The organism is Pseudoduganella aquatica (assembly GCF_009857595.1).
Taxonomy (GTDB): domain Bacteria; phylum Pseudomonadota; class Gammaproteobacteria; order Burkholderiales; family Burkholderiaceae_D; genus Rugamonas; species Rugamonas aquatica_A.
In genome coordinates, this window is the sequence record NZ_WWCU01000017.1 from 59,915 (window position 1) to 71,157 (window position 11,243).

Here is an 11,243-nt window from a genome sequence, read left to right on the forward strand (position 1 = left end):
TGCCGGAAGGCGCTGAGCACCTTGCGCACCCCTTAGACGCAATGAATCCTGATTTCATGCTGGCCTGCTTTTTCGCCTTTTCTATATGTGAATGAGCAGGATTTCAGCTTGTCCGGGAGCGCCTTAGAGAGCGTGACTTCATTGTGAGCGCCGTAGCCGCACTCTAGCCACTTCCCGTTTGGAAAGGGTCTAACAAGGTCATATGTGTATGACCATTCCTGTTTGCCGGGCTTGCTGGTAAATTCTGCAAGATCCCCGCGCATTTCGGGCGGGCCGCTGATTGGGGCTGCAGAGTTTAGAAAGAGCTCGGATCTTACGCTGGAGGTCCAGCCGGGGACCTGCGCCGCAGAGATAGAGACGGATAACGGGCAGCTGACCGGTGTCGGCGCCGCGATGGCAGCGTGAGCCGTCGCGGCGACGAGGAGGCTGAAGATTGTCGGCGTGTTCATATCGCTCATTCGATTACAAAAAAGGCGTCGGCATTATCGCTTGGGGAGACAAATCTTCCTTTTTTGTCCTTTCCGAGAGAGGGGATGAATCGGGACGATATTTTTTTGTCCTTTTTGTTCTTCCACTGGTCCATTACGTAAATGCCATTGATTCCTTGACGCAAGTACAGTGCTGCATGGTTGCCATGGCTAAGGTTCTGGTATCGGCCATTGACGAAAGTAGCTATTGCCGTTCCCTTTTTTAGTGAGGTGTTGCCTAAAACGGCCTTTCCTGGCTTCCAGCTCAATGTCCGTGGCGCACCCGCATATAGCTGTACGAGAGCGACACATTGATGCGAACCTACTAGCTCATGCTTTTCCAGATCATCTACTTTCCCATATTCGTAGGCCATTTGAGTTCCCCTTAGTTTCCCGGTTCGAAGCGAACCTGAGTCAGTTTGGGTCTCAGCGGCGCGGTAGATTTTGGTGAAAGTCAATGAAGATGCTTGGTCTCTGTCTCCGTTTGACCGACGTCATGTGGTGAAGACACAAGGGACTGACCGATAGCGGTCTGCTAGTGGGAGGGGGCCATGCCGGCATGGGGGCGCCGGCACAGCTTGGTGAGCCTATCTTATTGCGGAAGACCTTCGACGATGCGGAAATCGCGTTCGGCGCCGTCACCCAACGCTTCCAGCGACGCCGCGTAAGCCGGGCTGGCGTAGGCCTGGCGTGCCGCTTCGATGGACGGGAACTCAATGACCACCGTCAGCTGCTGCACGCCGGCCTCCTGCACCTCCGGCCGCGCGTTGAACACCAGCGCGCGTCCGCCGGCCGCTTCGATCGGCGGCCGCGCCAGCTCGGCGTAGGCCTTCACTTTCGCCTGGTCCGAGACGGACCGGTAGGCGACGATCCAATATCCTTTGCTCATACTGCCTCCATGATTACCATTTCCCATTGTGGGCGCCACCGTCGACGCGCAGCACTTCGCCGCTGACTTGCTTGGCTTCCGTCAGGTATACCACGGCTTGCGCGATGTCTTCAATGCTGGCGGTTGCATTGTTCGGCGCCAGCGACTTCAGGAAGTCGGACGGGATGCCGCTGGTGAGCGGCGTATCGACGATGCCGGGCGCCACCGCGTTGACGCGGATACCTTGCGGCGCGAACTCGGACGCGAGGCTGCGCGTCACGGCCTCGATGCCGCCCTTGGTGATCATCGGCACGGCGGCGGTCAAAGCGCGGTTCGGGCTGCCTACCAGCGTGCTTGAGATGCCGACTATGCTGCCGCCGCGCTCCTGCGCCAGCATCTGCTTGATGGCCAGCTGGCTGATGTACAGGTAGCCTTCCAGGTTGGTGTGCGACAGGGCGGCGAAGTCTTCCGGCGTGTAGTCGAGGAAGGGCTTGGCGATGAAGATGCCGGCGTTGTTCACCAGGCCGTCAATGCCGCCGAATTGTTCGATGGCAGTGGCTGCCACCTTCGCGGCGGTGGCGGCTTCGCCGATGTCGCCATCCACCAGCGCCAGGTGGGCGGACGGCTTGAAGGCTTCGGATTTGCTGATGCTGCGCGAAGTGGCCACCACGTTGTAGCCGCGCGCCAGGAATGCTTCAACAATGCCTGCGCCTATACCTTGGGATGCGCCGGTCACGATGATCGTTTTTTGCTGTTGGGTCATGCTGTGCTCCTGATGGGTGGTTGATGGGATGCACTTTACTTCCAACCCAGCGGCCGATAAAGGCCGCCCCAGGAGCTTCTGTTATTACATCGTGTAATGAATTGACTGGATGGTGCGGCGGCTGGCCAGGTATTCGGACATCCAGTACAGCAATGCCAGGCCAGGGAAGGCCGCGCCGGTGAGCAGGGCGGCGTGCCAGCCGTGGCTGGCGTAGACCCAGCCGCCCAGCGCGGAACCGAGCGCGCCGCCGGCGAAGAACAAGGCGAAGTACAGGCCGTTCAGGCGGCTGCGCACTTCGGCGCCCAGGCTGAAGATGGCGCGCTGGCCCAGCACCAGGTTGGCGGCCACGCCCATGTCGAGCACGATAGAGGCCACGGCGAGGATAGCCAGCGATACGTTGCGCATGGCGGCCGAGTCCGGCGCAAACAGCGGCAGCAGGAAGCTGGCTACGCCGAGTATCAGCGCGGCGGCGGTTGCCATCAGCGTATGGCCCGAATCGGCCAGCTTGCCCGCGATGGGCGAGGCGATGGCGCCTGCCATGCCGACCAGGGCGAACACGGCCACGCCGGTCTGCGACAGGTGGAAGGCGGGCGTGGCCAGCATCAGCGGGGCGACGGTCCAGAACAGGCTGAAGGCGCCGAACAGGCCTGCGTGGTAGGCGGCGCGGCGGCGCAGCACGGGCTGCGTGAGGAACAAATGCCACAGCGACGCCATCAGCTTGCGGTAGGGCACGGGCGAGGCCGGCACGCGTTCCGGCAGCTGGCAGCGCAGTACCGCCGCCAGCGCCACGATGGCGACGGCGGCGCCGCCAAAGACCACGTGCCAGCTCGATGCGTCCGCCACCAGGCTGGCCACCGGCCGCGCCAGCATGATACCCATCAGCAGGCCGCTGACGACCTTGCCCACGGTCTGGCCGCGCGTCGCTTCGAGCGACAGGTGTGCTGCGAACGGCACCAGCACCTGCGCGGCGACCGAGCCCAGGCCGATGGCCAGCGCGGCGGCGAGGAAGGTCCAGGCGCTGGTGCTGCTGGCGGCTGCGGCCAGCGCGGCGGCGGTGAACAGCAGCGCGCCAACCACCAGCTTGCGGTTCTCCAGCAGGTCGCCCAGCGGCACCACGAACAGCAGCCCCAGGGTATAGCCCGCCTGCGTGAGTGTGACGATGAGGCCGGCCGCCTCGGGCGAGAGTCCGGTGGCGGCGCTGATCGGCCCCACCAGCGTTTGCGCGTAGTAGAGATTGGCGACGATCAGCCCGCAGGCGATCGCCAGCAGCCAGACCATGCCTTTGGAAATGTCCTTGTTCATTTTTGCCTCTCAGAATGGATATGCGATACAACCCATTCTAGGGAGAAGCCGTCTTCAGATAATTAGGGCATAATCCTCATACACTTTTCACTTAATCTGAACAATGGACAGGCTAAAAGCCATGCAAACCTTCGTCCGCATCGTGGAAGCGAACAGCTTCACGAAGGCGGCGGAGACGCTGAACCTGCCGCGCGCGGCGCTGACGGCCACCATGCAGAACCTGGAGGCCTTCCTCGGCACCAGGCTCTTGCAGCGCACCACGCGCCGCCTGTCGCTCACGCCCGACGGCGCCGACTACTTCCGCCAGTGCGTGGATATCCTGGGCGCGGTGGAGGCGGCAGAGGCGGGCTTCCGTGGCGCCAGCGCTGGCCAGCCCAAAGGCAAGCTGCGCATAGACCTGCCGGGCACGCTGGGCCGCCGCATGGTGATGCCGCGCATCGGCGAGTTCTGCGCGGCCTACCCCGAAGTCGAGCTTGTGCTCAGCCTGAGCGACCGCATCGTGGACCTGGTGCAGGAGGGCATAGACTGCGCGCTGCGCGTGGGCCAGTTGCAGGACTCTTCGCTGGTGGGGCGCCAGATCGGCAGCATGCGCTTCCTCACTTGCGCCGCGCCCGGCTATCTTCAGCGCCACGGCGTACCGCGCACGCTGGACGACCTGGCTGCGCACAAGGCCGTGGTCCACTTTTCCGGCCGTACCGGCCGCGCCTTCGACTGGGATTTCCAGGTGGGCGGCAAGGTGGTGAAGGCCGATATGGCGGGCGCCATCTCCGTCAACGACGCGGACGCTTACCTGAGCTGTGCCTTGCAGGGCATGGGGCTGGCGCAGGTCGGCGCCTACCAGGCGCGCCCGCATTTGCAGGCCGGCGAGCTGGTGGAAGTGCTGCAGGCCTGGCCGCCCGTGCCCATGCCGATTTCCCTGCTGTACCCGCAGGGCCGCATGGCCGCCCCCAAGCTGCGCGTGTTCGCCGACTGGCTGAGCAGCCTGTTTCAGCAAGAAGCGGATCTCCAGCTGTGGGAAGTGTAATAACATGGCGCCTATCGCAAACTTGGGCAGACAGGAAAGAATATGGGTACTTGGGCGGTAGGCGCATTCGGCAACGACTTCGCGCTGGATTGGGCGCAGGATCTGCAGGAATCGAAGGACTTGTTCTTCATCGAGGACACGCTGAACAACGTGCTGTCGCCGGACAGCGCGGACTACCTGGAGGCGCCGTTCGCGGCGGAAGGCCTGGCGGCGATCGAAGTGCTGGCGCGGCTGTACGGCAAGCCGGGCGAGGATGACGAAAACACCGCCGACGTGGCCGCCTGGGTGGCGGAAGTGAGCCAGAAGACCACCAAGCGCCGCGCGGACCTGATCGAGAAATCGCAGCGCGCCATCGAGCATATCCTGTCCGAGCGCTCCGAGCTGCGCGAACTGTGGCAGGACAGCGAGCACTACGAGGACTGGCGTGCTGCCGTCGCGGACCTGCAGGCACGCATACTGCTGACGCCGTCTACGTCCGCACCATAATGCGACGCTTTATATCGTAATGTTTGCCATTGCCCCAGCACAATGGCAAAGTGTAGCTTGTCGACAATAGAAACAGAGAATATCGTGGGGACCACGCTTTACACGGCCAGCGTGCCGGTGTTTATACATTATCTGCAGCAGTTGCATGCAACGCTGCGCGTGGGTGAAAATCATGAGCGGCGCACCGGCCGGGCGCTGGTGGGCGCGGCGCTGGCGGAAGGGATGTTCCCCTTCGCCCAGCAGGTGACGACCGCCTGCTCCTTCGCCGTGCGCGCCTGCTGCCCCCTGCTGTCGGCGGACCTGCCGGTGCTGGGCGGGGGCGGCCAGGACTGGGACCAGCTGCGCGCCCGCATCGCCGCCACGGTCGATTTCCTGGAGGATGTGCCCGAAGACCGCATCGACGCGGCCGAGGACATGCAGGTGGTCACCACGGCCGGCCTGGTGTCGCCGGTCTTCTCGGGAAGGGACTACGTGCTGTCCTATGCGCTGCCGAACTTCTTCTTCCACCTCGTCACCGCGCACGCCATTCTGCGCAGCCAGGGCGTCCCTGTCGGCAAAGAGGACTTCGACGGCTACCACCAGTACCAGGCCGGTTTCAGCTTCCCTCAGGCGAAATAAAGCGCCTTGGGTTAGCATGACGGCATGCAGATCTATTCCGAACACGAAGCCAGCGCCGGCGTCGCCGCGCTGGACGGCTTCCTGGCGCGCCACAGCAAAGTGCTGGTGCTCACAGGCGCCGGCCTGAGCACCGCTTCCGGCATTCCCGATTACCGCGACAAGGACGGCGTGCGGCGCGGCCGCGCTCCCGTGCAGGGGCCGGAGTTCCGCCGCTCGGACGCGGTGCGCCGTCGCTACTGGGCGCGCAGCATGGTGGGCTATCCCACGCTGGCGCAGGCCGCGCCCAACGACGGCCACCGCGCCCTGGCGGCGCTGGAGCATGCGGGCAGGGTGGGTGGCGTGATCACGCAGAACGTGGACGGCCTGCACCAGCGCGCGGGCAGCCGCAATCTGATCGAACTGCACGGGAATATACACGGCGTGGTGTGCCTGGCATGCCAGGCGCAGTACGCGCGGGCGGAGATCCAGCACCAGCTGCTGCGCGAGAATCCGCAACTGGCCGCCGCCGACGCCCAGCCGCTGCCGGACGGCGACGCGCAACTGGAGCCGGAGGCGCTGGAGCACTTCCTGGTACCGCACTGCGCCCGCTGCGCAGGCGTGCTGCAGCCGGACGTGGTGTTCTTCGGCGACACCATCCCCAAGCCGCGCACCGAAGCAGCCTTGCAGGCCATGGCGGACGCGGACGCGCTGCTGGTGGTGGGCTCGTCGCTGATGGTGTTTTCCGGCTTCCGCTTCTGCAAGCTGGCGGCCGAAACGGGCAAGCCCATCGCCGCCATCAATGCGGGCGTGACGCGGGCGGACCATCTGCTGTCGCTGAAAGTCGCCGCGTCCGCCGAGACGGTGCTGCCGATGCTGGTGTGACGCCGCAGGATCCTGTAGGGCGGGTTAGGCGAAGCCGTAACCCGCCAATTTGGCCGCGCCGGCGCGTCCTACAACCGCATCATCGGCAACGGGCTTAGCGGATGGCTGAGCAGCCGCCGCCAGGACAGCTGCAGCAGCCGCTTGTGGAAGCCCGCATCGGGAAACGCGGCGAACACTTCACCCAGGAAGGCGCGCGGCAGGCCGTGGGAAATCACGCCGTGCGTCACGTCCACCCAGTCCGCGCGGCGGAAGGTTTCCACCAGCGCCGGCGTGCCCGGCTCGCAGCGGGTGATCTTGTGGTGCTGGCCTATCATGCCCAGCACTTCGCCGCGCCAGGCGTTCAAGCCCTTGCTGTCCAGATAAGCGGCGGCCAGCGCCTCGGATGGGGGCAGATAGTCGAAGGTGCGCGCGGTCCAGATGCCCAGGTCGTGGAAGGCCACGGCAATGGCCAGCTTGGGCGTGCGGTCCGGCTGCGCGGGCGACAGGGCATTGCAAAAATTGAGTACGCGGTAAGCGTGGTTGCGGTAGGCCTGGAGATCCAGGCCCAGCGCGGTTTCATGCTCTTGCAGCAGATCGTCCAGCAGCTCAACCCGGGTGGCGATCACGGGCGGCGCTGCCTAGTGCTGCATCAGCATCGAGCGGACGATGCCTTCCTTGGCCAGCGCGTAGTCATGCGCCGCCAGCACCAGGTTGGTGTTGGGCTGGATGACCTTCACATTGACGAACACCATGTCGCTGGTCTCGGCGTAGGAGCCCACTACGATGGCCTGCGCATTGTGCTGCTGCGCCACCTGGCCGATTTCGCGGGTGAGCATCAGCTCGCCCTGGCCGCGCTTCAGGTAGACGCTGTTGCGCAGCTTCATTTCCACCATGTTCAGGTTGCCCTGCGACAGGCGGGTGGAAATCTGCTCGGACACCAGGCGGCCCAGCGTGGTGGTCTGCTCCAGCGCGTCGATATTGACCACGGTGGCCATGATCAGCGGCTTGTCCGCCAGCAGCTTGCCGTTCAGCTGCGACAGCAGCGTGTCCGCCGCCTTGTAGTTGGACGCGATGAACTGGTTGGACGACACCGTGGCGTAATTGGTTTCTTCCTTGGCCGGGGTGCTGGAGCAGGCGCCCAGCAGCAGCGGCAGTGTTGCGGCGCACAGCATGGCGCACAGCGGCGCGAGTTTGCGCATTATCGGTCACCCTTGACTTGGAACGTTTTCAACAACTTGGATTCTGGCGGCGCTTCCGGCGGAATGCCGTACAGGGTGCGGTCGCTGTCGGCCACGTAATAGGCGGAGCTGTTGCGCGCATAGTAGCGGTACTGGTCGGACACGGACACGGTCACCAGCAGCTCCGTCTGCGGCGTGGCGCCCGCGTCGAACTTGGCGTGCTGGTACTGGTAGGCGTCGTAGGCGGCCACGCCGGCGATCACGCCGGCCACCGGCTTGATCGCGGTGAGCGCCAGCACGCCGGCGGCGATGGCGGTCGGTTCGCCCGGATAGCGGTACTGCGTGCGGCCGGGCGCGAAGGTCAGCGCCTGCACGTCGATATCGATCTTGAAGGAGCCGGCCGGCGTGCGCGACACCACGTGGCCGTCGCGCACCAGCGCCGACACCAGCTGCGCCGACAGCGCGCGCTGGAACGGCGAGGCCTGCGGCGGCGGTTCGGCGATGAAGAAGGGGCGGGTCGGGCTCTTTTTCAGGTCCGCCGCCAGGCCCTGCTCGATATGCTGGGCGATGGCGGCCCAGTGCGCCGTCGCTTGCAGCGTGTATTGGTTGCTGGTGGGGAAATTATTGGCGACCGGGACCGGGCTGTACGGCGTTTGGGGAATCTGCCGCCCGGCGCAGCCGGCCAGCAGCGCGCCGGAAATCAAGATTGCTGCCGTTTTCGTCACCATATTGTCCTCGCCTCGTGAATTAGTGCTGCCACGCCAGTTTACCATGACAGTTTCTAGATAGAAATGTCTGCGGCGGTGAAACCCGGCGCGGCGGCCACGCCGTGGCGCATTAGCGACGGTGCTGTTTCATGGCCGAGGCCACTTCGCGCGAGGCATCGCGGTCTTTCTCGGTGGCGCGCTTGTCGTGCTGCTTCTTGCCCTTGGCCAGGCCGATCTCGCATTTCACGCGGCCGCCCTTGTAGTGCAGATTGAGCGGCACCAGGGTGTAGCCGGAACGGGTGGCCTTGCCGATCAGCTTGTCGAGCTCGTTACGGTGCAGCAGCAGCTTGCGCGTGCGCACCGCTTCCGGGCTGATGTGGGTGGACGCCGTGGGCAGGGCGCTGATATGGGCGCCGAACAGGAACAGCTCGTCGCCCTTGATGGTGACGTAGGCTTCCTTGATCTGGACGCGCGCGTCGCGGATTGCCTTCACTTCCCAGCCTTCGAGCACCAGGCCCGCTTCATAGCGGTCCTCGATGAAGAAATCGTGAAAGGCTTTTTTGTTATCGGCAATAGTCATGGGTGGTGGGTAAAACAGTGCGGGTCGGTTAAACTACGGTTTCGCCGCGCGCGGAGCGCGGATAAACCAACATCATAGCAAACGGTAACACAATGGCAGTAGTGCACAAGTCGGTTATCCTGGGCTACAGCGCGGAACAGATGTTCGAGCTGGTGGCCAAGGTCGAAGATTATCCCAAATTCCTGCCTTGGTGTGGCGGCGTTGACGTGCGCGAGCGCGGCGAGAACACCGTGGTGGCCAGCCTGGCCATCCATTACCACGGCATCCACCAGAGTTTTACCACGTCCAATGTGAACACGCCGCCGCACAGCATGAAGATGAAGCTGGTGGACGGCCCTTTCAAGACCCTCGACGGCACCTGGACCTTCAAGCCGCTGCGCGAGGACGCCTGCAAGGTCGAACTCGACCTGCACTACGAATTTTCCAGCCGCCTGCTGGAGCAAGTGGTCGGCCCCGTGTTCGGCATTATCGCCAACAGCATGGTCGACTCCTTCTGCAAGCGGGCCGACACGGTCTATGGCGGCTGAACAGATCAACGTCGAGGTGTGCTACGCCACCAGCACGCTGCAATTCCGCCGCGCGCTGCGGCTGGAGGCCGGTGCCACCATCCAGCGCGCGCTGGACGTGAGCGGGCTGGCGCTGGAAGTGCCTGGCGTCGACCTGGCCGCGATGGCGGTCGGCATCTACGGCAAGAAGAAGACGCTGGACACGGTGCTGCGCGAGCACGACAGGGTGGAAGTCTACCGTCCGCTGATCGCCGACCCCAAGAACGCCCGCCGCCGCCGCGTGCGCAAGCCCGAATAGCGCGCCGCTCGCATGCGCCTCGCCATCCTGCTGTTCCTGCTGCCGCTGCTGCTGATCGGCGTGGCCTTGTGCATCTACCGCGTGTGGTTCAAGCTCTCCTGCGTGCGCACCGAGGGACGGGTGGTGGATACCGTGGCGCGGCCCTGGAAGAGCACCGACCCGGACGCCGAAGGCATCCACTACCACAGCGTGATCGAATTCACGGCGGGGCGGCAGAGCCACCGCTTTGAAAGCAGCTGGCAGCACAATGAGCCGCAGCCCGCCGGTTTGACGGTGAAGGTGGAGTACCGCGCCGCGCGGCCGGAGATGGCGCAGGAGAACGGCGGCTGGCTGATGTCCGCCATCGCCTTGCTGATGGGCGCCTGCATGGCCAGCTTCGCCGCCCGCGTGCTGTCGGACCTGCTGCGCTGACAGGCCTCAGCGCGGAATGCGCGCCGTGAACACGGTGCCGTGCGCGCTGTCCGATTCCACTTCCAATGTGCCGCCGTGGCCGGCCGTGATTTCGCGCGCGATGAACAGGCCCAGGCCTATGCTGCGCAGCGAACGGCCATTGCCGCCGTCGTCGCCGGGCAGGCGCACCATGGGATCGAAAATGGCCTGGCGCGCCTCCGGCGGAATCAGCTGGCCGTAGTTCTGCACCGACACCACCACCGCATCCTGTTCGCCCACGGCCGCCATGACTACGGGCGCGCTCTGGTCGCGGTACTGGGCCGCGTTGTTCAGCAGGTTGGACAGCACTTGCTGCATGCGGTGCTTGTCCAGGCGCGCGTGCAGATCGCCCGAGACGGCGAATTCGAAAGGGCAGTTCGGATGCACCGCGCGCGCATTTTCCAGCGCTGCCTGGCAGATCTCGGCCAGGTCCATCAGCTCGGCGGCGATGGGAATTTCGCCGTCCAGCTGCACGCGCGCGTATTCCAGCAGATCGTTGATCATGGACGTCATCGACGCCACGCCGCGCTGCACCCGTTTGCCCACTTCGCGGCTTTTGTTCGGGTCCACTGCGGAAGTGGTCAGGTAGGAGCCGGCCAGGGAGATGGTGGCCAGCGGGCTGCGTAAATCATGGCCGAGTATGGCCAGGAAGGTGTCGCGCGCGGCAGCCGCGCGGCGGGAGTAGGTGACCACGGATTCGGCCTGTGCCTGGTCTATGGCCTCGTTGAAGCGCACCATGTCGCTGGCCGTGGTGTCCGTCACGGCCGACACATGCGGCAGCCACAGGCGCAGCACGGTGGCGCGCAACGCACGGAATTCGGCCGTCAGCTGGATCAGCGAAAAGCCGCTCAGCTGGCGCAGCGTGCCATGCGTGGCGGCGGCGCTCTCCTGGCCCAGCGCCTCCGGCGCCAGGCCGCGAGACTTCTCCTGCTGCTGGTGCGGCGTCTGGGCCGTTTCGATCTCGGCGGCGATGGCTGTAAGGATGAGTTTCGCGTGGTCTCTGAGAGCTAGCGAGGACATGTGACTGGCGGACGGCCCCTGGGTACGGGCGAATGCTTCCCATTCAGCGAGTATGCCCTCCAGGTGCTGCGTGATAAACAGGGAAAGTCGCATGAAGGGGCATTGAGGCGTTTAGTTGAGGAATCATAACCTATATGTGAAGTCGCGCACCGAAAGC

The 11,243-nt window shown here is 64.6% G+C and carries 17 protein-coding genes; 7 read left to right on the top strand and 10 right to left on the bottom strand.

What is annotated here, in order from left to right; genetic code table 11:
- Positions 1 to 32: 32 nt before the first annotated feature.
- The 5 genes from GTP77_RS30355 to GTP77_RS16100 all read right to left on the bottom strand — a co-directional run bounded on the left by GTP77_RS30355 (position 33) and on the right by GTP77_RS16100 (position 3,400).
- Positions 33 to 458, bottom strand: a complete 426-nt coding sequence (locus GTP77_RS30355) for an STY0301 family protein (RefSeq protein ID WP_223149359.1) — start codon at positions 456 to 458, stop codon at positions 33 to 35.
- Entirely contained in the window at positions 455 to 841 is a 387-nt protein-coding gene (locus GTP77_RS16085; protein ID WP_161073157.1) for a BPSL0067 family protein, read from the bottom strand. Before GTP77_RS16085 ends, GTP77_RS30355 begins: the two co-directional genes overlap by 4 nt.
- 218 nt (positions 842 to 1,059) lie before the next feature.
- A complete protein-coding gene (locus GTP77_RS16090; protein WP_161073158.1) occupies positions 1,060 to 1,356 on the bottom strand; it encodes a DUF1330 domain-containing protein in 297 nt (98 codons plus the stop codon).
- Between the two features lie 13 nt (positions 1,357 to 1,369).
- Positions 1,370 to 2,098, bottom strand: a complete 729-nt coding sequence (locus GTP77_RS16095; protein WP_161073159.1) for an SDR family NAD(P)-dependent oxidoreductase — start codon at positions 2,096 to 2,098, stop codon at positions 1,370 to 1,372.
- An 84-nt stretch (positions 2,099 to 2,182) separates the two neighbouring features.
- A complete protein-coding gene (locus tag GTP77_RS16100; RefSeq protein ID WP_161073160.1) occupies positions 2,183 to 3,400 on the bottom strand; it encodes an MFS transporter in 1,218 nt (405 codons plus the stop codon).
- A 121-nt stretch (positions 3,401 to 3,521) separates the two neighbouring features.
- Between GTP77_RS16100 and GTP77_RS16105 the strand changes: the two genes are divergently transcribed.
- The 4 genes from GTP77_RS16105 (at position 3,522) to GTP77_RS16120 (ending at position 6,389) form a co-directional block, all read left to right on the top strand.
- Positions 3,522 to 4,424 (top strand): LysR family transcriptional regulator, encoded by a 903-nt coding sequence (locus GTP77_RS16105; RefSeq protein WP_308807742.1) that lies wholly within the window; start codon positions 3,522 to 3,524, stop codon positions 4,422 to 4,424.
- Positions 4,425 to 4,466: 42 nt separating this feature from the next.
- Positions 4,467 to 4,910 carry a DUF4259 domain-containing protein gene (locus tag GTP77_RS16110; protein ID WP_161073162.1) on the top strand — a complete coding sequence of 148 codons (444 nt, stop codon included), beginning with the start codon at positions 4,467 to 4,469 and terminating at the stop codon, positions 4,908 to 4,910.
- Between the two features lie 84 nt (positions 4,911 to 4,994).
- Positions 4,995 to 5,528, top strand: coding sequence for a DUF1993 domain-containing protein (locus tag GTP77_RS16115; RefSeq protein WP_161073163.1), 534 nt, complete (start codon positions 4,995 to 4,997; stop codon positions 5,526 to 5,528).
- Between the two features lie 24 nt (positions 5,529 to 5,552).
- Positions 5,553 to 6,389, top strand: a complete 837-nt coding sequence (locus tag GTP77_RS16120) for an NAD-dependent protein deacetylase (protein ID WP_161073164.1) — start codon at positions 5,553 to 5,555, stop codon at positions 6,387 to 6,389.
- A gap of 68 nt (positions 6,390 to 6,457) precedes the next feature.
- Here GTP77_RS16120 and GTP77_RS16125 read toward each other — a convergent pair whose 3' ends face one another.
- The 4 genes from GTP77_RS16125 to smpB all read right to left on the bottom strand — a co-directional run bounded on the left by GTP77_RS16125 (position 6,458) and on the right by smpB (position 8,833).
- Positions 6,458 to 6,994 (bottom strand): hypothetical protein, encoded by a 537-nt coding sequence (locus tag GTP77_RS16125; RefSeq protein WP_161073165.1) that lies wholly within the window; start codon positions 6,992 to 6,994, stop codon positions 6,458 to 6,460.
- A gap of 12 nt (positions 6,995 to 7,006) precedes the next feature.
- Positions 7,007 to 7,567, bottom strand: a complete 561-nt coding sequence (locus tag GTP77_RS16130; RefSeq protein WP_161073166.1) for a FlgO family outer membrane protein — start codon at positions 7,565 to 7,567, stop codon at positions 7,007 to 7,009.
- Entirely contained in the window at positions 7,567 to 8,274 is a 708-nt protein-coding gene (locus tag GTP77_RS16135; protein ID WP_161073167.1) for a hypothetical protein, read from the bottom strand. The genes GTP77_RS16130 and GTP77_RS16135 overlap by 1 nt, the downstream gene beginning before the upstream one ends.
- A 109-nt stretch (positions 8,275 to 8,383) precedes the next feature.
- Positions 8,384 to 8,833, bottom strand: a complete 450-nt coding sequence (gene smpB / locus GTP77_RS16140) for an SsrA-binding protein SmpB (RefSeq protein ID WP_161073168.1) — start codon at positions 8,831 to 8,833, stop codon at positions 8,384 to 8,386.
- Between the two features lie 92 nt (positions 8,834 to 8,925).
- On the opposite strand from smpB, the gene GTP77_RS16145 reads away from it, so the two are divergent.
- Genes GTP77_RS16145 through GTP77_RS16155 form a run of 3 tightly spaced genes read left to right on the top strand, consistent with a single transcriptional unit; the run spans position 8,926 to position 10,048 of the window.
- Complete coding sequence (locus tag GTP77_RS16145; protein ID WP_161073169.1) at positions 8,926 to 9,360, top strand: type II toxin-antitoxin system RatA family toxin; 435 nt, start codon at positions 8,926 to 8,928, stop codon at positions 9,358 to 9,360.
- Positions 9,350 to 9,637: an RnfH family protein gene (locus GTP77_RS16150; protein ID WP_161073170.1), complete on the top strand. Its 288-nt coding sequence runs from the start codon at positions 9,350 to 9,352 to the stop codon at positions 9,635 to 9,637. Before GTP77_RS16145 ends, GTP77_RS16150 begins: the two co-directional genes overlap by 11 nt.
- A gap of 12 nt (positions 9,638 to 9,649) precedes the next feature.
- Complete coding sequence (locus GTP77_RS16155; protein WP_161073171.1) at positions 9,650 to 10,048, top strand: DUF3592 domain-containing protein; 399 nt, start codon at positions 9,650 to 9,652, stop codon at positions 10,046 to 10,048.
- 6 nt (positions 10,049 to 10,054) lie between these two features.
- On the opposite strand, the gene GTP77_RS16160 is transcribed toward GTP77_RS16155, so the two are convergent.
- Positions 10,055 to 11,179 (bottom strand): sensor histidine kinase, encoded by a 1,125-nt coding sequence (locus tag GTP77_RS16160; protein WP_161073172.1) that lies wholly within the window; start codon positions 11,177 to 11,179, stop codon positions 10,055 to 10,057.
- Positions 11,180 to 11,243: the final 64 nt, after the last annotated feature.

Excerpts from the sequence above, each read along its gene's own strand:
- GTP77_RS30355 (WP_223149359.1), bottom strand. The coding sequence starts at position 458 with ATGAGCGATATGAACACGCCGACAATCTTCAGCCTCCTCGTCGCCGCG.
- GTP77_RS16085 (WP_161073157.1), bottom strand. The coding sequence starts at position 841 with ATGGCCTACGAATATGGGAAAGTAGATGATCTGGAAAAGCATGAGCTA.
- GTP77_RS16090 (WP_161073158.1), bottom strand. The coding sequence starts at position 1,356 with ATGAGCAAAGGATATTGGATCGTCGCCTACCGGTCCGTCTCGGACCAG.
- GTP77_RS16095 (WP_161073159.1), bottom strand. The coding sequence starts at position 2,098 with ATGACCCAACAGCAAAAAACGATCATCGTGACCGGCGCATCCCAAGGT.
- GTP77_RS16100 (WP_161073160.1), bottom strand. The coding sequence starts at position 3,400 with ATGAACAAGGACATTTCCAAAGGCATGGTCTGGCTGCTGGCGATCGCC.
- GTP77_RS16105 (WP_308807742.1), top strand. The coding sequence starts at position 3,522 with ATGCAAACCTTCGTCCGCATCGTGGAAGCGAACAGCTTCACGAAGGCG.
- GTP77_RS16110 (WP_161073162.1), top strand. The coding sequence starts at position 4,467 with ATGGGTACTTGGGCGGTAGGCGCATTCGGCAACGACTTCGCGCTGGAT.
- GTP77_RS16120 (WP_161073164.1), top strand. The coding sequence starts at position 5,553 with ATGCAGATCTATTCCGAACACGAAGCCAGCGCCGGCGTCGCCGCGCTG.
- GTP77_RS16130 (WP_161073166.1), bottom strand. The coding sequence starts at position 7,567 with ATGCGCAAACTCGCGCCGCTGTGCGCCATGCTGTGCGCCGCAACACTG.
- GTP77_RS16135 (WP_161073167.1), bottom strand. The coding sequence starts at position 8,274 with ATGGTGACGAAAACGGCAGCAATCTTGATTTCCGGCGCGCTGCTGGCC.
- smpB (WP_161073168.1), bottom strand. The coding sequence starts at position 8,833 with ATGACTATTGCCGATAACAAAAAAGCCTTTCACGATTTCTTCATCGAG.
- GTP77_RS16145 (WP_161073169.1), top strand. The coding sequence starts at position 8,926 with ATGGCAGTAGTGCACAAGTCGGTTATCCTGGGCTACAGCGCGGAACAG.
- GTP77_RS16150 (WP_161073170.1), top strand. The coding sequence starts at position 9,350 with ATGGCGGCTGAACAGATCAACGTCGAGGTGTGCTACGCCACCAGCACG.
- GTP77_RS16155 (WP_161073171.1), top strand. The coding sequence starts at position 9,650 with ATGCGCCTCGCCATCCTGCTGTTCCTGCTGCCGCTGCTGCTGATCGGC.
- GTP77_RS16160 (WP_161073172.1), bottom strand. The coding sequence starts at position 11,179 with ATGCGACTTTCCCTGTTTATCACGCAGCACCTGGAGGGCATACTCGCT.